This is a genomic window from Thioclava kandeliae, assembly GCF_040297545.1.
GTDB classification, from domain to species: Bacteria; Pseudomonadota; Alphaproteobacteria; order Rhodobacterales; family Rhodobacteraceae; genus Thioclava; species Thioclava kandeliae.
The window spans coordinates 70239-90900 of the sequence record NZ_JAYWLC010000016.1; the positions used below are offsets into that span (position 1 = coordinate 70239).

Annotated in this window: 14 protein-coding genes and 1 pseudogene; 7 read left to right on the forward strand and 8 right to left on the reverse strand. The window is 63.7% G+C overall.

The genetic code is table 11. The features are described 5' to 3' along the window. Positions 1 to 5: 5 nt before the first annotated feature. Genes VSX56_RS15855 through VSX56_RS15880 form a run of 6 tightly spaced genes read right to left on the reverse strand, consistent with a single transcriptional unit; the run spans position 6 to position 8069 of the window. On the reverse strand, positions 6 to 1418 hold the full coding sequence (locus tag VSX56_RS15855; protein WP_350938548.1) for an amidase family protein: 1413 nt from the start codon (positions 1416 to 1418) through the stop codon (positions 6 to 8). A gap of 3 nt (positions 1419 to 1421) precedes the next feature. Continuing rightward, positions 1422 to 2951 carry a M81 family metallopeptidase gene (locus tag VSX56_RS15860; protein WP_350938550.1) on the reverse strand — a complete coding sequence of 510 codons (1530 nt, stop codon included), beginning with the start codon at positions 2949 to 2951 and terminating at the stop codon, positions 1422 to 1424. Positions 2952 to 2962: 11 nt separating this feature from the next. Beyond that, entirely contained in the window at positions 2963 to 4582 is a 1620-nt protein-coding gene (locus VSX56_RS15865; protein ID WP_350938552.1) for an ABC transporter ATP-binding protein, read from the reverse strand. Positions 4583 to 4594: 12 nt separating this feature from the next. Further along, entirely contained in the window at positions 4595 to 5506 is a 912-nt protein-coding gene (locus tag VSX56_RS15870; protein WP_349295600.1) for an ABC transporter permease, read from the reverse strand. A gap of 21 nt (positions 5507 to 5527) precedes the next feature. Continuing rightward, positions 5528 to 6469, reverse strand: a complete 942-nt coding sequence (locus tag VSX56_RS15875; protein WP_339114898.1) for an ABC transporter permease — start codon at positions 6467 to 6469, stop codon at positions 5528 to 5530. A gap of 7 nt (positions 6470 to 6476) precedes the next feature. Then, positions 6477 to 8069, reverse strand: a complete 1593-nt coding sequence (locus VSX56_RS15880; RefSeq protein ID WP_339114897.1) for an ABC transporter substrate-binding protein — start codon at positions 8067 to 8069, stop codon at positions 6477 to 6479. 547 nt (positions 8070 to 8616) lie between these two features. Here VSX56_RS15880 and VSX56_RS15885 point away from each other — a divergent pair. From VSX56_RS15885 to VSX56_RS15910, 6 genes are all read left to right on the forward strand, one after another. Then, positions 8617 to 10113: an amidase gene (locus VSX56_RS15885; RefSeq protein WP_350938555.1), complete on the forward strand. Its 1497-nt coding sequence runs from the start codon at positions 8617 to 8619 to the stop codon at positions 10111 to 10113. 9 nt (positions 10114 to 10122) lie between these two features. After that, complete coding sequence (locus tag VSX56_RS15890) at positions 10123 to 11481, forward strand: peptidase C69 family protein (protein ID WP_349295596.1); 1359 nt, start codon at positions 10123 to 10125, stop codon at positions 11479 to 11481. Positions 11482 to 11499: 18 nt separating this feature from the next. Further along, on the forward strand, positions 11500 to 12570 hold the full coding sequence (locus VSX56_RS15895; RefSeq protein ID WP_350938557.1) for a phosphotransferase: 1071 nt from the start codon (positions 11500 to 11502) through the stop codon (positions 12568 to 12570). Between the two features lie 21 nt (positions 12571 to 12591). Next, positions 12592 to 13959, forward strand: coding sequence for an aspartate aminotransferase family protein (locus tag VSX56_RS15900; protein ID WP_350938559.1), 1368 nt, complete (start codon positions 12592 to 12594; stop codon positions 13957 to 13959). A gap of 167 nt (positions 13960 to 14126) precedes the next feature. Further along, entirely contained in the window at positions 14127 to 16313 is a 2187-nt protein-coding gene (gene uvrB / locus VSX56_RS15905; protein WP_339114891.1) for an excinuclease ABC subunit UvrB, read from the forward strand. A gap of 115 nt (positions 16314 to 16428) precedes the next feature. Further along, positions 16429 to 17856 (forward strand): alkaline phosphatase D family protein, encoded by a 1428-nt coding sequence (locus VSX56_RS15910; protein ID WP_350938561.1) that lies wholly within the window; start codon positions 16429 to 16431, stop codon positions 17854 to 17856. A 341-nt stretch (positions 17857 to 18197) separates the two neighbouring features. Here the strand turns inward: VSX56_RS15910 and VSX56_RS15915 are convergent, their stop codons facing one another. Next, positions 18198 to 19604 (reverse strand): PepSY-associated TM helix domain-containing protein, encoded by a 1407-nt coding sequence (locus VSX56_RS15915; protein ID WP_350938563.1) that lies wholly within the window; start codon positions 19602 to 19604, stop codon positions 18198 to 18200. 108 nt (positions 19605 to 19712) lie between these two features. After that, entirely contained in the window at positions 19713 to 20063 is a 351-nt protein-coding gene (locus tag VSX56_RS15920) for a hypothetical protein (protein WP_350938565.1), read from the reverse strand. Between the two features lie 440 nt (positions 20064 to 20503). On the opposite strand from VSX56_RS15920, the pseudogene VSX56_RS15925 reads away from it, so the two are divergent. Continuing rightward, positions 20504 to 20662: pseudogene (locus tag VSX56_RS15925) on the forward strand (IS256 family transposase); the annotation flags it as partial.

Genomic DNA, 20662 nt, shown 5'->3' on the forward strand with positions numbered 1-20662 from the left:
ACAGGTTACATAAAATCAGGGGTGATCGGCGCGGCGGGCACCCCGCGCGCCTCGATCGCCTCGCCCGCCTGCAGGCAGGTTTCCTCGCCCCCCCGGGTCGAGAGGATCTGCACGCCAACGGGGATATTGTCCCCCACGACACCGGTCGAGACCATCAGCGCGGGCATCCCGATAGCGGGCAGGCCCGCCATGAAATACTGGTTCTCGGTCAGTGACTTGAAGCCACCTTTCAGGTCTTCGTCCACGGGGAAAGGCAGCCGCGACGAGGGCGGCAGCAACAGCACCGACCACTGCTCGAGAAAGGCCAGCCACTCACGCACAAGCGCCGCACGGCGGGTCAGCGCATCGGCAAACTCGCTCAGGCCGACGGGACCGACCCAGTCTATGGCACCCTGCATGGCAAAGATCCCGCCCGGATCGCCCTCGTCGATGGCCGCCTGCAGGATACGCTCGGGCGCATCCGCCACCCAGAGCATATGCATGATGCGGCTCGCCTCCTTGAGCGGCGGGATCGCGTCCAGCTCGGTCACATCCCAGCCCGCATCGCGCAGACGGTCTGCGGCATCGCGCAGCGCGGTTTCTACCTCGGGGTCGGTCCCGATCCCCTCGGGATGGGCGCAGAAGGCCGCGCGTTTGGGGTTGGGCTGCGGGGCCTCGCCCCCGAACCACCACGGATCGCGCAGATCCCGCCCCGCCATCGCCCCGAAGCCCAGACGCACATCATGGACCGTGCGTGCCAGAGGCCCCTGCACCGACATCAGCTGGAAGCCGATGCTCCGGTCGGGCCCGCTGGCATTATAGGTCGCCACCCGCCCCAGACCGGGGCGCAGCCCGTGGACCCCGCAGGCATAGGCCGGATAGCGCACCGAACCGCCGATATCATTGCCATGCGCAATCGCACCAATCCCCGCCGTCACCGCAGCGGCCGCCCCGCCCGAGGACCCACCCGGCGTGAGCGCGGGGTTGCGCGGGTTGCGGGTCGCGCCGAACAGCTGGTTATCGGTGAAATAACGCGCCGAGAAGGCAGGCGTATTGGTCCGCCCCAGCAGCACCGCACCGGCCTTGAGGAACCCATCGACTACCGGGTTATTCTCGGTGGCAATCAGGTCCTTCTTGGAGCGCAAGCCGTTCGAGGTAGCGTAACCCTTCTGGTCGATATTGATCTTGATGGTCACCGGCACACCAGCCAGCGGCGGCAGATCTGCGCCACGCCCGCGCAGCTGATCGATCCGGTCCGCTTGGGCCAGCACATCGTCGGGCCGGTGATCGACTACGGCATTGAGCGCGGGATTCACCGCCCCGATCCGGTCCAGATGCGCCTGCGCCACCTCCCGCGCCGAAACGCGCCCCAGCCGGATGGCGCTTGCGGTCTGCGCCGCCGACATCTGCCACAGCGCGGTGCTTGTATTATCTTTCATGGATCAGGCTTCCTCATGGGTGGCGGCATGGTGTTCGGCCTGCGTCGGGCCTTCGGGCATCAGCCGCAGATCATCGCGCAGATGCGCCCAGACCCAGTCGGTGGCGCGCATCATCATCGCTCCGGGAGCGGTGGCGGTGATGATCTCACCCGCAATCGGGGCAAAATCGGCTCGGAAATGGATGGCGCTTTTAGCGACGAGGATCGGGGTCGTCTCGGGGATGACGCCGGCAAAGCGGAACATCTCACGATCGGCCATCTGCGCCTTCTGGCTGGCCACGACAATACGCACACCGCCAAGACGCAGGCAGGCGGCGGGGCCAAGATGCATATCGCGGGTGCCATAATAGGGACCAAGCGTGCGCAGATGCCCGTCCGAGAGCCGCTCGACCGTAAAGACCGCCTCGAGGGGGCTATCGCCCTCCACATCGCTATGGCCACCAAGGGAAAGAGGGAGCTGCGCCCCCTCGCCCGCGCGCTGCGCCAGCGCCACAGCCTGCGGATCCCACAAGACACCGACCGCGGCATTGGGAACATTGGCGGCCACCAGCGCCTTGATCAGGCCGGTGGTATCCGAACTGCCGCCCGCACCGGGATTGTCCTGCGCATCGGCGATCACGACAGGCGCGCAGCCTTCCGCATTGCGCGCAAGTGCATGGGCCACGGCCTCATCGGGAGTATAGAGCTTGCCCCGGAAGGCGCTCTCGGCGTCATTGACCTTCGACAGGAGCGCTGTCACGGCAGCCTCGGCCTCGGGTGCGGCCTCGCCATAGGCCCAGATGAGCTGGCCGCATTCGTCGAAATCGGCAGCCGGAAAGCCCATCGCATAGGAGAGGCTGATCGCGCCGGTCTCAGATTCAATCTGCGGCAAGGCGGCATAAAGCCCGTCGGCGGGCGCGTTCATCGTGGATTGCCAGCAGATCGGGATCATGTAATCGACCCGCGCCATGGCCCGTGCAAAAGGCCGCCCCAAGGCCAGCCGCTTTTGCAAGAGATCGAAGGCCGCCGCCCCCGTCTCGGCGCTATCGACATGCGGATAGGTCCGGTAGGCCACCAGCGCATCGGTCAGATCCACCATCCGGCGGGTCACATTGGCATGCAGATCGAGGCTCACCACCAGCGGCAGATCCGGCCCGATGATCTGGCGGATCCGCTCGATCAGCTCGCCCTCGCCATCAGGGAGATGCTCGGCACACATCGCACCATGTAGGTCCAGATAGACCGCATCGGCCGGCAGCCCCGCCCTGACGAGATCACAGATCTCGCCCGCGATGCTCTCGTAGCAAGCTTCCGTCACCGGCCCCGAGGGCACTGCCATCGCCCAGAGGAGAGGGTCCACCTCTACCCCCGCCGCTTTAGCCGCGCGCAGGAAGCCCGCTGCGGGGAGGTTGACCGTGGGCGTCATTACCTCGGCAATCGCGGCCCCACGACACAGCGCGGGGAAGCCGCCGCCATGTTCGAACGCCGCCATATCGGCGCGATCCTTGGCGAATGTATTGGTCTCATGTTGGAAACCGGCAAGCAGCACACGCATGTCTTCTCCTCTCACACGGCCCGCAAGAGCGGGCGGAAGTTTTGGAAATCCCACTCGGGCGCGGGGGCGGCATCGATCAGCGCGCGGGTATAGGGATGCGAGGGGTTCATCAGCACATCACGCGTGGCACCCTGTTCGACGATCTGCCCCTTCTGCATCACAACGAGCGCGTTGCAGATCTGCGCGGCCACCCGCAGGTCATGGGTAATGAACAGCACCGACACACCGGTGCGGTCGCGGATATCCTCCAAGAGATCGAGCACCTGCGCCTGCACCGACACATCGAGCGCCGAGACGGCCTCATCCGCGATCAGCAGATCCGGCTCCATCACGATCGCCCGCGCGATGGCGATCCGCTGGCGCTGCCCGCCGGAAAACTGGTGCGGATAGCGGTCCATCACCGAGGCCGGAAGGTTCACCAGCTCCAGCGTCTCGGCAGCTTTCCGGCGGGCCTGCGCCTCCGGCATGCCATAATTCAAAAGCCCCTCCATCAGCGATTGCGCGATGGTCCGGCGCGGATTGAGCGAGCGGTAGGGGTCCTGGAAGATATATTGCACCTGTTTGCGCATCTCGCGCAGGTCGCGCATCGGCACGATATCTTTGCCCTGCAGACGCACCGCACCGTCACTCGGGTCGGTCAGCCGCATCACACAGCGCGCCACGGTGGATTTACCCGAGCCGCTTTCACCGATGATCCCCGTGATCTCGCCCTTGCGGACGGTGAAATTGATGTCTCGCGCGGCTTTGACCTCGTTCCTGCCTTTGCCATAGGTCTTGGCGAGGCCGATCACATCGAGCACCTTGGGCTCGGCAGGCAGCGGCGCAAAACGCGGCAGCATCGAGGGCACCGAGGAAATCAGCATCCGCGTATAGTCCTGTCTCGGGCGGGCGAGGATTTCATCGCGTGTGCCGGTTTCCACCAGATCGCCGCGGTTCATCACCACGATCCGGTCGGCAATATCCGAGACCACCCCGAAATCATGGGTGACGAACACCACCGCTGTGCCTTCCTCTTCCTGCAACTCCTTGATCAGATTGAGGATCTGCTTCTGCGTGGTCACATCGAGCGCGGTGGTGGGTTCGTCGGCCAGCAGGAGACGCGGACGCAAGATCAGCGCCATGGCGATCACGATCCGCTGGCGCTGCCCTCCCGACAGCTGGTGCGGATAGCTGGCATAGATGCGTTCCACATCGGGCAGATGCACCCGCTCCATCATCTGCAAGACCGATTTGCGGCGCGCAGGCTTGGAGAGCTTCGTATGGATGCGCAGAACCTCGTCGATCTGCTCCCCCACCGTCTTCACCGGATTGAGTGCGGTCATCGGCTCTTGGAACACCATCGACACCTTGGAAGCCCTGAGAGCGCGCATCCGTGCGGGCGAAGCTTGCAGCACATCCTCGCCATCCAGAAGGATACGCCCCGTGGTGACCTGCAGCGCGTCTTTCGGCAACAGACCCATCACCGCCATCGAGGTGATCGACTTGCCCGAGCCGCTCTCGCCCACCACACAGACCGTCTCTCCGGCCTTCACGGTAAAGCTGATATTACGGGTGATGGGGCGGGCGCCCTTGGGACGGGTGTCGATGCTGACATCCTCGACCGAGAGCACGACCTCTGCATCATCTTTCATAGCATGTTCCTTTTAGAGGCGTTTCGCCATGCGCGGGTCCAGCTGGTCGCGCAGCACATCACCCAGCATGTTCACGCTCAGCACCGTCAGCGACACCATGACACCGGGGAAGAAGATCAGTTCGGGCTTGAGCAGGAAGAACTTGCGCCCATCGGCCATCATATTACCCCATGAGGGAATTTCGGGCGGCACACCCGCGCCGAGAAAGGACAGGATCGACTCTGTCATGATGGCGGCGGCGAAGATATAGGTGCCCTGCACCAGTAATGGCGCGACCGTATTGGGCAGCATATGCCGCCAGACCATCTTGCCCATGGAGGTGCCCAGAACAGAGGCCGCTTCGACATAAGGCTCGTTACGCACGCCCATGATGACGCCCCGCACCATCCGCGCCACGCGCGGGATCTCGGGGATGGAAATCGCGATCAGCACCGTGGTCAATGTGCCGCCCGAAATGGCGACCAGCGCCACCGCCAGAAGCACACCCGGAATGGCCATCAGCCCGTCCATCACGCGGCTAAGGATCGCATCGACCCATTTGAAATAGCCGGTCAGCACCCCGATGAGCATCCCGAAGAGGATCGAGATCACCACCGTGCCCGCTCCCACCAGAAGCGAGATCCGCGAGCCGTAGACGATGCGCGAGAACATATCGCGGCCATAACTGTCGGTGCCGAGGATATGATCACCCGAGGGCGGCTGGAGCCGCACCGAGGGGTCTAGCTGGATCGGGTCATGCGCGGTGATCAGAGGCGCAAAGACCGACATCAATACGATGATCAGCAGCACCGCGCCGGAGATCCGCGCAGGCCAGCTGGAGAAGATGCCGCCGATCAGCGCGAAAAGACCGGATTTCGAGCGGTTTCCCTCCATCTCCGGCAGGGTGACAGACGCATCATCAAGGGCGGACGTATCGGATTTCATGAAAGATCTCCTAAGCTTGGGTCAGTGACGGATGCGCGGATCGAACACGCCATAGAGCAGGTCGACGCAGAGATTGATCACCACATAAATGGCCGAAAACAGGAGGATCACGGCTTGGATGACGGTGTAATCCCGCGCCAGAACGGAATCGAGGACGAGCCGCCCGAGACCGGGGATGTTGAAGACCGATTCCGTCACCACCACACCGCCGATCAGCATGGCGATCGAGACACCGATGATGGTGATGATCGGCACGGCCGCATTGCCAAGCGCATGGCCCATCAGGACCGACCTTTCGCGCAGGCCCTTGGCGCGGGCGGTGCGGATGTAATCCTCGTTCATCACCTCGATGACATTGGTGCGCACGATGCGGGCAATGAGCGCGATATAAGGGAAACTGAGCGCGACGGAGGGCAGCACGAGCCGCTCGATAAACCCGCCGAAGCCATTGGCCAGCGGTTGGTAGCCCTGCACCGGAAACCAGTGGAGGATGCGGGCGAAGACAAGGATCAGCACATAGCCGATGATGAAGACCGGCACCGAGAAGCCCAGAACCGAGCCCGCCATCACAAGCCGGTCAAGCCATTTGCCCTGTTGCCACGCCGCGATCACGCCCAGCGGGATCGAGACGGCAATCGCCAGCACCACGGTGCACAGGCTCAGCGCCAGCGTGGGCCCGAACCGGTCCATGATGAGCGCGGTCGCGGGCTGGCCGGAAATCAGCGAGGTGCCCATATCGCCATGGGCCATATTGCCCAGCCAGATCACGAGTTGCTCGAGCAGGGGCTTTGTCAGCCCCATGCTCTCGCGTAGTTGCTCAAGCTGCTCGGGGGTCGCATTGGGCCCCGCAATCATCACCGCCGGATCCCCCGGCGACATGCGCAAAACAAGAAACACGATGATCGCGACCATAAACAGCACAGGGATGGCCGACAGGATTCGTTTGGTGATGAAAAGCAGCATGTCAGGATCACTCCGACTTGGTCACGTTCCAGAAGACGGGGGCTTCAGCCTCGGGCATGCCCTTCAGCTTGGAGGAGACCACGTTGATATTGGCGAATTCCCCCATCGGGATCATCACGACATTATCGATGGCCAGCTGGTCGATTTCCTTGGCGATCTTGACCTGGGAGGCGGTATCGGGCGCCTCGGCAAAGGCCGAGCGCAGCTTCTCGATCTCGGGCACATCCGGCCAGCCGAACCAGGCGCTATCGCCGCCTGCAGCCGTGCCGATGAAGCCCACCGGATCGCCCACATCGGGCAGCACATTGGTGGTGGAGAAGATGTTCCAGCCGCCCTCGGCCACCGGTGCCTTGGACGAGCGGCGTGCCACAACGCTGGCCCAGTCCATCGCGACCACATCAACCTTGAAGCCGCCATCGCGCAGCTGCTGGGCAATCACCGGACCCTGCGGCGCAAGCGAAGCCAGATCGGTGGCCTGCATCAGCATGATGGGCGAGCCGTCATAGCCTGCCTCTTTCAGCAGTTCCTTCGACTTCTCGGGATGGGCGTCGATGACCTCATCGGCCTTGTAATCGGTGGCATAGGGGCCGGAGCAGCCGAACACGGCGGCACAGGTGCTCGAGCTGTCCTCGCCCGTACCCACCTGCGCGTTCAGCATCGGCTTCTGACCAAGGGCTTCCATCGCCGCCTGACGGTATTTCAGGTTGTCGAAGGGCGGCTGGGTCCAGTTGAGGCGCACCAGGTTCTGGCTGCCCTGTTTGGCAAAGGCCTGCGTGTAGAAATCGGGATTGCCATCGACCAGCGGCAGAAGATCCTGCTGCACCTGCTCGATAAAATCGACCTCGCCCGACATCATCGCGCTCATGGCCGTCATCGGGTCGGGCATCGTGGTCCAGACGACCTTGTCCACATTAACGACCTTGCCACCGGCCATGCCGCTGGAGGGCTCGTCACGCGGAACGTAATCGGTGTTTTTCAGGAAGACGGCCTTCACGCCCGGCTGATAGGCATCCGCGTCGAACTTGAACGGGCCAGAGCCGATGGTCGAGGTGATCGGCGTGGAAATCGGCGTTTCGGCCACGGCCTTCTGCATCATGAAGGGCGCGATGCCGGACGGTTTCGACAGCGCCAGAAGCGCGATACCGGTCGGCTCGCCAAAGGTCAGGGTGAAGGATTTATCATCCACAACGTCCATGGATTTCATCAGCTTGGCCATCACCTGACCGGTCTTGTCGACCTGATCCCAACGCGCAATCGAGGCCACGCAATCCGCCGCCGTCACCGGCGTGCCATCATGCCATTTCAACCCGTCGCGCAGCGTGAAGGTGTAGGTCAACCCGTCATCGGAGACTTTCCAGCTGGCCATCTGCGGCTGGACCTTGCCCGCCTCGTCACGCGCCAGCAGCGTATCATAGATCATATAGCCGTAATTGCGCAGGATATAGGCCGTGCTGATCGCCGGATCGAGCGCCCTGAGCGGCGCGTTCATGACGGCGGTAATCGTGGTTTCGGCATGGGCCGCGGTCAGGGAGCTGGCGCCAAGAAGGGCTGAGAGCAGCGCACCTTTGAGCAGCCCCGAAGAGGACTTCGGAAGAAACATGATGATCTCCTGTTGGACGTCGTGCTTTGGATTGTTGGTGATTGTCGACAATCACTCATCCAGCCTAAGGGCAGATCTTCCGCGCAGGCAAGCTTGTGTTCCGCAAAGCCCGTAATTTGCCCCGATCACGCGCTGGTTGCAGACTTTTGACGGAAAAATTCAGGAATGATATAAGAGGCTTACTATCCTAATGATGATTTTTTAATCGTCTGAAATTTATATGGATTTCGTCATTCGTGCAGAAAATTCCGTCTATAACGGGCAGCTATTGATCTCTAAAATCAGTGGCTTGGCGCAAGCACCGGCGCTTGGCCCATTCTGCAGGACGGAACGTATTCCTTCTCGTAAACGTCAAAAAAATTCAGCATTGATAATTGTCGACAATCCAGTAGCGTTGACCCGAAAGCAGGAGTTTTCACGGCGTCATCCGCCTGCGTGATCAAAGCCCGCCCAGATGTTCCGGCGGAATCCTCCTGTATCCCACGCCACTGGCGCATCCTCTCCCGACCGGACAGGCGGGACAGGCACGCCGAACAGGAGACTCCGCATGACCGACACTCTGGATAATCCGCAGGTAATGAGCTGGGATGAATGGTTCGCCCATGACGGGCTGGGCCTTGCCGCGCGCATCAAGGCAGGCGAGATCACCGCCGAGGAGGTCGCATCGCAAGCCGCCCGTGCCATCAACGGTGTCAATTCCGAGATCTCGGGCGTGATCGAGGTCTTCGAGGATGCAGTCGCCGACAGCACTGTCAACGGGGCCAATCCACAGGGCGCCTTCGCGGGCCTGCCCTTCCTGATGAAAGACCTTGGCCCCACCGTGGCGGGCCGCCTGCAAGAACAGGGCTCGTTCTATCTGCAAGGCAACCGCCCGCAGAGTGATGCCTTCCTGACCACAAGGATCAAGGAGGCCGGTCTCAACATCATCGGACGCACCACAACGCCCGAATTCGGCTGCTGCAGCTCGGCCGAGAACCCCGCGATGTATGTCACCCGCAACCCGTGGGATACGGGCTTTACCAGCTGCGGCTCCTCGGCGGGCTCGTCGGTGATGGTGGGCGCGGGCGTGCTGCCGCTTGCGCATGGCACCGATGGCGGCGGCTCGATCCGTATCCCTGCGGGCTGCTGCGGGGCGATCGGGCTAAAATCCTCGCGCGGGACCTTCTCCATCGCGCCGGTCAATTCCGATTTCACCTCTGTCGTGTCGACCCAGGGCTGTATCTCGCGCACGGTGCGCGACACGGCGGCCTTTGTCGATAATTGCCGCGGCGGTGCGCCGGGCGAATTCATGCCCTTCTGGCATCCCGAAAAGCCCTTCCTCGAGCAGATCAAGGCCGACCCGAAACCGCTGAAGATCGCCGTCTCGCATGAATGGGGTCCCTATGCGGCCACGCCCCATATTGCCGCCGAGCTGACCCGCGTGGCGGAATTTTTCGAGAGCCTCGGCCATCATGTGGAATTCGTCACGCCAGAGGTCGATTTCGAGAAAGCTTATGCCGCGCAGACCACCTGCTATATCTCGAATTTCGCGCAAGTGGTGAATAACCTGTTGCGGATGAAGGGCTTGGAGACGCCGCCCGAGGATCTCTTCGAGCCGATGAATATCCGCATCTGGGAACAGGGCAAGGATATCAGCTACACCACCCGCGCCGATATGCAGCTCGATTTCAACACCACCGCCCGTGCCTTTGGCGCGGTCTATCAGGATTGGGACATCCTGCTGACGCCCACCACCGCACGCGAGACCCCCGCGATCGGCACCACCGAATATCTGACGATCACCGAGACCCCCTCGGCGCTCGACTGGTTCCAGAACCTCTGGGGCTTCTTCGCCTATACGCCGCTCAACAATCTTTGCGGCACGCCGGGCATGTCGCTGCCGCTGGCCGCCCATGCCAATGGCCTGCCACTGGGGATGCAGATCCATGCCGCCATCGGCAATGACGGGCTGCTGCTGCAACTGGCGGCACAGGTCGAGCGCGCCATCGACGGCAAATGGAACCAAGGGCATCTGCCCAAGGTCCATGTGACCAAGCTCGGATAAGGCCCTGCCATGTGTGATACGATGCTGGTGCTGGGCTCCCTGACCCGAGACGGGCGCAGCTATTTTGCCAAGAACTCGGACCGCGAGCCGAACGAGGCGCAATATCTGACGAGGGTCGAGGCCGCGACCCATGCACCAGATGCCCGAGTGCGCGCGACCTATATCGACCTGCCGCAGGTGGGCCGCACCCATGCCTGCCTCGGCTCGCGCCCGTGGTGGATCTGGGGCTTCGAGCATGGAGTGAACGAGCACGGACTGACTATCGGCAACGAGGCGGTCTGGTCGCGCCTGCCTGCCGGTGCCGGCCCGAACCTGCTGGGGATGGATCTGTTACGCCTGACGCTCGAACGCGCCTGTGATGCCGATGAGGGGCTGGAGGTGCTGACCGGCCTGATCGAGGCGCATGGTCAGGGCGGGGCTGCCGCGCTGACCCGCGAGATGGTCTATCACAATGCCTTCCTTCTGGCCGATAGCCGCACCGGCTGGGTCGTGGAAAGCGCAGGCCGCCACTGGGTTGCCAAGCGGGTGACGGGATGGGCCACCATCTCCAATGTCTATTCCATAGGGTCCGATTATGATCTGATCTCGGATCGGGCCGAAGCCTTTGCCACAGCGCAAGGCTGGCACGAGGCTGGCACGCCCTTTGACTGGGCGCGCGCCTATACCGACACCACCCGCGCCAATCTGCCCAGCTGCCGCGCGCGGCTGGCCATGTCACGCGCGAAAGTGGCGGGCCTGCCCCAAGGCAAAATCGGGCTGGGCGAGATGATCGAGGTGCTGCGCGATCATGGCGGCGCCCCCGACTGGTCTCCGGGTGCCGATGGTCAGGCCTGTGTCTGCATGCACGGGGTAAAACCCGATTTCGGCTCGGAAACCGCCGCCTCGATGATCGTGGCGCTGCCTGCGCAACCTGATGCCCCGCGCGAGATCTGGGCAAGCCTCGCCTCGCCTTGCCTGTCGGGCTTCATTCCGCTCTGGCTTGATTGCGAGCTGCCGCATGACTGGACCCAACCCGAGGAGATCACCGATCCCGATCAATGGTGGGATATCGAGCGTCTGCAACGTCTGATCGAGCCCGATTACATCTCCCATGCCAGCGCCTTGCGCGCCCAGTTCAACGGTATGATCCACAAGGCGAGGGCCGAGCTGGCTCTGGCACAGAACGCCGATAGCGCCACGCGTAACGTCATCACCCAGCGCACCGCCCGCGCCTATCGCGAGATCGTCGATGCGGCACTGCAGGACCACGCCGACCGCCCGCAAAGCCCCGATGCGCGGGGGCCTTATCTGGCGGATCTCAACCGCGCAATCCCGCGCACCACCCGAAGCGCGCGCGAGGCACTCGCTTTGCACCCCTCCCATTCCTAACCCAGAACGGAGACCCGTTTGCCCCCCGCCACCGACACCCGCATCACCGAGCAACCGCAGATCGACCTCGGCGCGCTCTCCGCCGCCTGCACGCGGATCGAAGCTTCGAAGGCCGCCAAACTGGCGCAGGAGATCTGGGGGATCGAGGGCCAGCTGACGCGGCTCGATACCGAGAAGGATGACACTTTCGCGCTTATCTCCTCGGGCACCAAGCTGATCTTCAAGATCGCCAATCCTGCGGAAAGTGCGCAGGAGCTGGATCTTCAGGTGAAAACGCTACTGCATCTGAAGGCCCGTGCCCCCGATCTGCCGGTGCCGCAGGTGCTGCCCGCGCGTGATGGCCGTGCCTTGGTGGCACTGCCCGGCCCCGATGGGCCACGGCTTGCACGGATGATGAGCTATCTCGAGGGCGATGTGCTCGATACCCTCCCCCCCGTGGCCGCAGAGCAATACCGGATCGGCGAGATCAACGCGCGGCTGCGGTTGGCCATGGCCGATTTCCGCCACCCCTTTGCCGCCCGCCAGATCGCATGGGATGTGCGCCATCTGCCGGCACTTGCGGGGCTCTTGGACCATGTGGACGACCCGCGCCAGCGTAAACCGCTCACCATGGCCTTCGACCAGATCACCGCGATGGCAGACCGGATCAACGCCCTGCCCCGCCAGATCCTGCATAATGATTTCAGCCGCTCCAATCTCCTTGTGGACCGCACGCGGGCGCAATCGCTGACCGGCATCATCGATTTCGGCGATGTGGTGGAAACAGCCGTGGCCATCGACCTCTCGACCGCGATGCTCAACCAGCTGCCGCGCGACGAGACAGAACTGGGCCATGAGGAGATGTTCACCGGCGCCACGCGGCTCTTCGAGGGCCATATCGCCCATGCGCCCCTCGACCCCGCCGAGCGCCGGCTGCTGCCGCATCTGGTCTTTGCCCGCGTGGTCACCCGCGCGCTGCTGACCCTCTGGCGGGCCAAGAAATTCCCCGAGAACCGCACCTATATCCTTCGCAATACCAATCAGGGCTGGGCCCAGCTCGACTGGTATCTGTGTCAGGACCCCGCCAAGCTCTCCACGCGCCTTCTGTAAAGCCACTCCAAGGACCTTCCCATGAATGTCGTCTCCCCCCTGCCCGCACAGACGCCCGCACAGACGGGCGGCAAAATGGTCAATGCCTTCGACCCGAACAGCCTCGACCATCTCGACCCCGCGCTCCGCCACGCGATCGAGCGGCGCTCGCGGCTGCTCGGCCCCGCTTACCGGCTCTTCTATCAGGAGCCGGTCGAGGTCTGCCGTGGTCAGGGCACGCGGCTCTGGGACAGTCAGGGGCGCGAATATCTCGACGCCTATAACAACGTGGTCTCGGTCGGCCATTGCCATCCGCATGTGGTGGAGGCGGTGCATCGCCAGATGTCCACGCTTTGCACCCATACCCGCTATATACAGGAGGGTATCCTGAGCTATGCCGAGGCGATGCTGCCGAGCTTTGGCGGGCGGATCGGGGCGGAAGGGCATATGATGTTCACCTGCACGGGATCAGAGGCCAATGATCTGGCGCTGCGCATCGCCAAACACCATACGAGGCGGCGGGGGATCATCGTTACCGAAGAGGCCTATCACGGCAATTCGGAACTGACGGCGGGCTTCTCGCCCTCGCTGGGCGAGAATGCACCCTTGGGCACATGGGTGCGCCGCATCCCCGCCCCCGACAGCTACCGCCACGACCCCGCCACACTGGGACGGATGATGGCCGAGGCGATCACCCGCGAGGCGCATCTTCTCAAACGCCATGGCGACGGGCTGGCGGCCTTTGTCGCCGATAGCCTGTTTTCCTCCGACGGCGTCTATGCCACCCCCGAGGTGCTCAAGCCGGTGATCGAGGCGGTCCATGCCGCGGGCGGGCTGTTCATTGCGGATGAGGTGCAATCGGGCTTTGGCCGCTCGGGCGAGGCGTTCTGGGGCTTCCAGCGCCACGGGATCGACCCCGATATCATCTCGATGGGCAAACCGATGGGCAATGGCTTCCCCGTGGCGGCCATCGCGGTCGCCCCCGAGGTGGTGGCCTCATTCGGCCGCGATATGCGCTATTTCAACACCTTCGGCGGCAATGGCGTGGCCATGGCTGCGGCCAATGCCACCCGCGAGGTGCTGATTGGCGAGGGGCTGCAGGAGAACGCGTGCCACATTGGCGCGGTGCTGCGCGAGGGGATCGCGGCTATGGCCAAGACCCATGATAGCATCGGGGATGTGCGCGGCGCAGGCCTCTATATCGGGGTGGAGATGGTCAGCGACCGCGCGGCAAAGACCCCCGATGCGACGAAAGCTGCGACCATCGTCAACGAGATGCGCAAACGCCGCGTGCTGATCTCGGCCACCGGCCCCTCGGCCAATGTGCTCAAGATCCGCCCGCCACTGGTCTTCTCGCAAGCCGATGCCGACTGGCTTCTGGACACGCTGGAAGAGGTTCTGGCCCTATAACGGCTGCTCCTATGCGCAAGAAAGGTCCGGTTCGCGCGATCCGGACCTTTTGGCATTGACCCGCGCGAGAAAATATCGTGAACATCCGCCCAGACGGCAAGCAGCACCTCTTGAAAGCCGCCCCCCTCGGGCCACATCTAAGGCGCAGCCCCGATAGGTAGAGGTTCATGCCCCATAACAACACCAATCTCCCCACCGAACGCCCCGATGTGCTGACCAAGCCCAAGCTGGAAGGCGGGCGGCGTTTCGTGATGCATTCGGAATTCTCGCCCGCAGGCGACCAGCCAACGGCAATTGCCGAGCTGAGCCAGGGCGTGCGCGACGACGAGCGCGATCAGGTGCTTCTGGGGGCAACGGGGACCGGCAAGACCTTCACCATGGCCAAGATCATCGAGGAGACGCAGCGCCCCGCGATCATCCTTGCGCCCAACAAGACGCTGGCCGCCCAGCTTTACGGCGAGTTCAAGGGCTTCTTCCCAGAGAATGCCGTCGAGTATTTCGTATCCTATTACGATTACTACCAGCCCGAGGCCTATGTCGCCCGCTCGGACACCTATATCGAGAAGGAATCCCAGATCAACGAACAGATCGACCGGATGCGCCACTCGGCCACCCGCGCCCTTCTGGAGCGGGACGATGTGATCATCGTGGCCTCGGTCTCGTGCATCTACGGTATCGGTTCGGTCGAGACCTATTCGGCCATGACCCAGGATCTGAAGGTGGGCGAGCTTTACGAGCAGCGCAAGTTTCTGGCCGATCTGGTAGCACAGCAATACAAGCGTCTCGACGCGGCCTTCGTGCGCGGATCGTTCCGCGTGAAGGGGGATACGGTGGATCTCTGGCCGGCCCACTTGGAAGACCGTGCATGGCGGTTCTCCTTCTTTGGCGAGGAGCTGGAAGCGATTACCGAATTCGATCCGCTGACCGGTGCCAAAGCCGACAGTTTCGAGCAGATCAGGATCTATGCCAACAGCCACTATGTGACGCCCCGGCCCACCCTCAATCAGGCCACCAAAGGCATCCGCAAGGAGCTGGGGCTCCGGCTCAAGCAGCTCAATGACGAGGGCAAGCTCCTCGAGGCCCAACGGCTGGAGCAGCGCACCAATTTCGACCTCGAGATGCTCGAGGCCACAGGCGTGTGCAACGGGATCGAGAACTATTCGCGCTATCTCACGGGCCGTGCACCGGGCGAGCCGCCGCCCACGCTGTTCGAGTTCATCCCCGATAATGCCATCGTGTTTGCCGATGAATCCCACGTCACCGTGCCGCAGATCGGCGGCATGTATCGCGGCGACTACCGGCGCAAGTTTACACTGGCCGAACACGGGTTCCGCCTGCCATCCTGCATGGATAACCGCCCCCTCAAATTCGAGGAATGGGACGCGATGCGTCCGCAGTCGATCTTCGTCTCGGCCACGCCCTCGAAATGGGAGATGGAGCAGACCGGCGGGATCTTTGCCGAACAGGTGATCCGCCCCACCGGCCTTCTGGATCCGGTGATCGAGATCCGGCCCGTCGACACCCAGGTCGATGATGTGCTTGACGAGATCCGCAAGGTTTCGGCCAAGGGGTTGCGCACGCTGGTCACCACGCTGACCAAACGTATGGCCGAGGATCTGACCGAATATCTTCATGAACAGGGCGTGCGGGTGCGCTATATGCATAGCGATATCGACACGATCGAGCGGATCGAGATCCTGCGCGATCTGCGGCTCGGGGCGTTCGACGTGCTGATCGGCATCAACCTCCTGCGCGAGGGGCTCGATATCCCCGAATGCGGGTTGGTCGCGATCCTCGATGCCGACAAGGAAGGCTTCCTGCGTTCGACCACCTCGCTGATCCAGACCATCGGGCGCGCCGCGCGGAACTCCGATGGCCGCGTTATCATGTATGCCGACAAGATCACCGGCTCCATGCAGGCCGCGATGGACGAGACCGAGCGCCGCCGTGCCAAACAGATCGCCTATAACGAGGCGCATGGCATCACGCCGCAGACCGTGCGCAAGAATGTCGAGGATGTGCTGGCGGGGCTCTATCAGGGCGATACCGACATGTCGCGCGTTACCGCCAAGGTCGACAAGGTCAAGCCGGGTGCCAACCTGCAGGCGCATCTCGACAGTCTGCGCATCGAGATGCGCAAGGCCGCCGAGAACCTCGAATTCGAGGAAGCTGCCCGCCTGCGCGACGAGGTCAAGCGGCTGGAGGCTGTGGAGCTTGCCGTCTCGGATGATCCGATGGCACGGCAATCGGCGGTGGAGGAAGCCTCCGATGCCGCCACCAATGCCCGTGGCCGTTCGACCGCCGGTCGCCCCGGCCAGCGCGGCGGCAATGTGCAGCGCCGCAAGAAGCGCTAAGCCCGCAGCCACACGGCGGCTAGCGCCGGCCCGCCTCCGCCGCGCATCCGGTTGGGCCGGTGGATTTCGCGGGGCCCTCTCTGGAGTGGCGCGCATCAGTGCTTATATAACCACAATGAGCATAACTCCGATCACTGGCCCCATTCTCTTTCTGGACGAGATCACCGAGACCTCGTGCGAGATCGCGGCCCTCTTCATCGCGCCCGAGGGCGTTACCGTCCCCGATATCTATGGCGGAGACACCGCCATAAAGGCGGCGCCCTTGGCGCATTTCGCCAAGGCGGTGGTCTGGCGGGCGCGGTTCGGCCTGCCTTTGGGAAGCCGCTCCGGCTATGACTGGAACGGCACCCGATATCCCGTCTCATGCGAGTATTCGGATGCGCCCCGCATCGGTTATGTGTCCTGCAATGGCGAAGAGATCGGCGATCTGCTGCGGGAGGGCTCCGAACGCAATGCCATGTGGGCCCGTCTGCGGGAGGATCATCGTGCACGCCCCTTCGTGCTTTTGCTGCATGGCGGCGATCAGGTCTACGCGGACGAGGTTACCGATGGCCATGCCCTGACCGAGCGCTGGCCGGAGGAGGTGCCCGAAGATCCGTCAGAGCCCGAGCTGGCGGGCCTGCGGGACCATCTTAAAGAGGCGTTCTTCGAACGCTATTCCACGCTCTATGCCGCGCCGGAATTCGCCTGGATCGCGGCCCGCGTGCCCTCTCTCATGCAATGGGATGACCACGATATCTGCGATGGCTGGGGCTCGCTTCCTGCGACCAAAACACATTCGGCAATTGGCCAGACACTGTTCTCGGCCGCCCGCGAGAGCTTCCTGATCTTCCAGCAGGCTGCCGCGGACGGCGATCTGCCGCGCCGCTTTAGCGACCCCCTCGGGCAGCATCTCGGCTGGCGCGTCGAGACCGGAGGACTACGCATCATCGCACCGGATTTGCGCTCCGAGCGCAGCCGCCGCGCGATCATGGGGCAAGGCGGCTGGGCCATGATGGAGGAGGAAGCCGCCCGCAAGATGCGCGGGCACACGTTCCTGATGTCGAGCGTCCCGCTTCTGGGGCCAAGGCTTTCGGTCCTCGAGGCGCTGATGGTTCTGACGCCCAGCATGCAGAAATACGAGGATGATCTGCGCGACCAGTGGCAGAGCCGCGCCCATCGCGCCGAGTGGCAGCGGATGCTCCGGCTCGCGCGGTCGATGGTGCTCGAGGACGGGCATCGCCTGACGGTGCTTTCAGGCGAGATCCATCTGGCCACGAGAGGCCGCATCGATTTCGCGGCGGGGAGATCACTGCAACAGCTGGTAGCCTCGGGGATCGCCCATCGTGCCCCGCCCCGCGCCTGGGCCAACCTGCTGGGTGCGCTCGCATGGCTGGGCGAGGCCCCGCTGGAGGGCCACCCGATCCGCATAGCGCCACCGCCCGGACAGGCGCGCCGCTATGTCGCGCAGCGGAACTATCTCCGGCTGGAGGGACGGGAGAAGACGTGGTCTGCCTCGTGGGAATTCGAGGAGAGCGGCCCAACCGAGCCTCTGGCGCTCTGATCCGTCCGGCAGTGCCGGAAGGCTTGCCCCCCGCAGGCGGTTTGCTGCTCTGCCCATATCTCGCCGACCGGCAGCGCCAACCGGTCCGCTCCCTCCAAAAGGCCGCTGCTGCCTCTCCGCTTATCACTCGGGCTTTCGGCTTATACCGAAAGACGCACACCGCTCTCACGAACGATGTGAGGCGCGCTATCGATAAGCTGACTTGAGGCAAATCAAGCGTTGCGGCCTGTCATGACCGCCCGAGCCGTCATCCGGCCAACCCGGACGCGCTGCCGGAAGAGGCACCACCGGGAGCCCGATGAAGGGCCAGCCCTCCATCGGTCGCATCGCGGGTTTTCACGTCAGCTCGGCACGATCCGTCTGCGCGCGACATAGGCCACGAGTTCGACCGCCACGAGCACCAGCATCGACAGCCCCACCAGCGGAAAGAAGATCCCAGCAGCAAGCGCCATCACCAGCAGCACGCGCGGGATGCACCCGTCATCCGGCAAAGCGGGCACACCGAGCCCACCGACCGGACGGCGCTTCCACCACATGACTGCGCCCGAAAGACACAGCCCGATCATCGCAAGACAGGCGAGCGCCAGCACGATCTGGTTGGCCAGCCCCCATTCCTGCCCCATATGCACGCTGATCCCCCATTCGGCCCAACGCCCCAGCCCCCCGAGATCCGCGAAACCGGCATCATAGAGCACCGCGCCCGAATACTGGTCGAGATGGATCACCCGCTCGTCCTGGATGGTATCGGGATAGACCGAGGCCGAGAAGACGCCTGTCGGCCCCTCCGGCATCGAGAGCGAATAGCCCGGCACGAGCCCGAGCGCCTCGACCTCGGCCACCACCTGATCAAGGCGCATCGGCACGCCAACGGGGCCCTGCGCCGCCACTCCGGCATGGTGGCCCGCATGGGCGCCCGTTGCCTCGGGCAGCGATGATTGCGGGATCGGCTGGTGCTCCATGATCCAGGGCGCGCGCTCGACAGCCTCTCCGGTAGGGACGCTCGAGCGGGGCAGATCGGACCAATAGCCATCAGGCATGCCCAGCCCGAGGGCATAGGCGAACGTGTAGAACTTGCCGCCCCAGACGCCCGACCAGGGCAGGCCGGTCAGTGCCAGAAACACAATGAAGATACCGGTATAGATCCCCGTCACCGCGTGCAGATCCCGCCACCACGGACGACCACGGCGGGCCTTGATCCGCACGGTCCCCAGATGCTGCCGTCCGCGCGGCAGCCAGAGATAGATGCCCGAGCCCACGAGAAGGATCATCCAGCCTGCCGCCGCCTCGATCAGCCGGTTCCCGAACCAGCCGACATAGTCGAGCGAATGCAGCCTGCGCACGAGCGACATCGCGGGGCTGCCCGAAGCCCCCCCATCCCAGAGCGTGCCCAGCACGGCCCCGTCATGGGGGTTGACATAGACCGTGTCGCGCAGCCCGTCCGCGCCCATTATATCCACCTCGGCGCTACGGTCGGCGGCAGGGGCAGGCGCATAGGCCTTGAGCGTGCCCGGATGGGCATCGAGCGCCGCCGCCACGATCCGCGAGGGCGACAGTGCATCTTCGGCCGGTGCCACAAAGCGCAGCTTGTGATAGGCCGCGTTGTTGATCTCGTCCTTGAAGAGATAGATCCCGCCCGTCACCGCGAGGATCAGCACGAAGGGCAGGACGACGAGCCCCGCGACGAAATGCCAGCGCCACACGGCGCGATAGAGTGCGGAGCTACCCGCACGCGAAGAGAGTTCGGTCATCTGGAATATCCATAGGGTCCGCCGGACGCCACGACCGGGCAGTCCTGTTCTGCGGACATGCAAAAGGGCACCCCGCACGGGCCGCGCGGGGGAGAGACATCTGATCAGTCAGACGCTCCCGGGGGGTGCCCTGATGCCATGGGCGGACCTCTGTGCCGAACCGGTCCCGCGCAGTCCCTCACCCGCCCGCCACCTGTCCTGCGCCACGAACCGGCCTTCGACCGTTACGAATTCGGGGCGCGGGACATCGGGCAAACTGTGGCAGAACGGGCAGTGATATCCCGCCCCATGCGGGGTCTCGCCGCAGATGCCGCCCGCGAGCGGATCGTGGAGAAGCGCATGGGCCTCCCGCGCGAGACTGTCTTGCGTGGGCGCCATCATTGCCGCCGAAAGAACGCTCGCCCATGCAAGGCACAGGCCAAGGATCAGCGCGGCGAATGTCGGCATACGAACGGTCATGTCCCCCTCTGCCACGGTTTTATTCACATGAAAAGCATGACTCCGCTTCAAATGCGTGCCGCTACGACGACGCACAGGTGACGACCTCGTGCACAAGCCTGAAGATCGGTGGCAGACCGCCTTCGGGCGCCCCGCCAACGGCGCACCGCAGTGCCTGAGGCAGCAGCGGCCAGAATGTCTTTCTCTTCGGGGGAGGCGACAAGCGGGCGCGGCAACAAGACCTGAACGATGAAACATGCCTTACTGGTGTTGCGCCGCGCGAATGGAGCGGCTCGAGCCGTTCTTTCCGAAGAGCCGCCGAAAGGCCCGCACCGCTGATCGACGCGCCCTAGCGGCACAATCTTCGATCGTGTCCCACGGGGTGGTGTAGCTCAGGTGGCCATCGGGTTTCTTAGTAAGGTCGGGTTGCTAGACTCAATCTGATCCAAGGATGACACCCGATGACCAAACCTATGATGGACCTTCGCGCGCTTGTCGAACAGAGCGGCGATGCAGATTTACTGCGTGAGATGATTGGCTTTGCCGCCGAGCGACTAATGGAGCTCGAGGTTGGCGCCAAGACCGGCGCGGACTATGGCGAGAAGAGTGCCGAACGACTG

What these genes read in the sequence shown, in the direction of transcription:
- VSX56_RS15855 (WP_350938548.1), bottom strand. Translation starts at nt 1,418, where the DNA reads ATGAAAGATAATACAAGCACCGCGCTGTGGCAGATGTCGGCGGCGCAG.
- VSX56_RS15860 (WP_350938550.1), bottom strand. Translation starts at nt 2,951, where the DNA reads ATGCGTGTGCTGCTTGCCGGTTTCCAACATGAGACCAATACATTCGCC.
- VSX56_RS15865 (WP_350938552.1), bottom strand. Translation starts at nt 4,582, where the DNA reads ATGAAAGATGATGCAGAGGTCGTGCTCTCGGTCGAGGATGTCAGCATC.
- VSX56_RS15870 (WP_349295600.1), bottom strand. Translation starts at nt 5,506, where the DNA reads ATGAAATCCGATACGTCCGCCCTTGATGATGCGTCTGTCACCCTGCCG.
- VSX56_RS15875 (WP_339114898.1), bottom strand. Translation starts at nt 6,469, where the DNA reads ATGCTGCTTTTCATCACCAAACGAATCCTGTCGGCCATCCCTGTGCTG.
- VSX56_RS15880 (WP_339114897.1), bottom strand. Translation starts at nt 8,069, where the DNA reads ATGTTTCTTCCGAAGTCCTCTTCGGGGCTGCTCAAAGGTGCGCTGCTC.
- VSX56_RS15885 (WP_350938555.1), top strand. Translation starts at nt 8,617, where the DNA reads ATGACCGACACTCTGGATAATCCGCAGGTAATGAGCTGGGATGAATGG.
- VSX56_RS15890 (WP_349295596.1), top strand. Translation starts at nt 10,123, where the DNA reads ATGTGTGATACGATGCTGGTGCTGGGCTCCCTGACCCGAGACGGGCGC.
- VSX56_RS15900 (WP_350938559.1), top strand. Translation starts at nt 12,592, where the DNA reads ATGAATGTCGTCTCCCCCCTGCCCGCACAGACGCCCGCACAGACGGGC.
- uvrB (WP_339114891.1), top strand. Translation starts at nt 14,127, where the DNA reads ATGCCCCATAACAACACCAATCTCCCCACCGAACGCCCCGATGTGCTG.
- VSX56_RS15910 (WP_350938561.1), top strand. Translation starts at nt 16,429, where the DNA reads ATGAGCATAACTCCGATCACTGGCCCCATTCTCTTTCTGGACGAGATC.
- VSX56_RS15915 (WP_350938563.1), bottom strand. Translation starts at nt 19,604, where the DNA reads ATGACCGAACTCTCTTCGCGTGCGGGTAGCTCCGCACTCTATCGCGCC.
- VSX56_RS15920 (WP_350938565.1), bottom strand. Translation starts at nt 20,063, where the DNA reads ATGACCGTTCGTATGCCGACATTCGCCGCGCTGATCCTTGGCCTGTGC.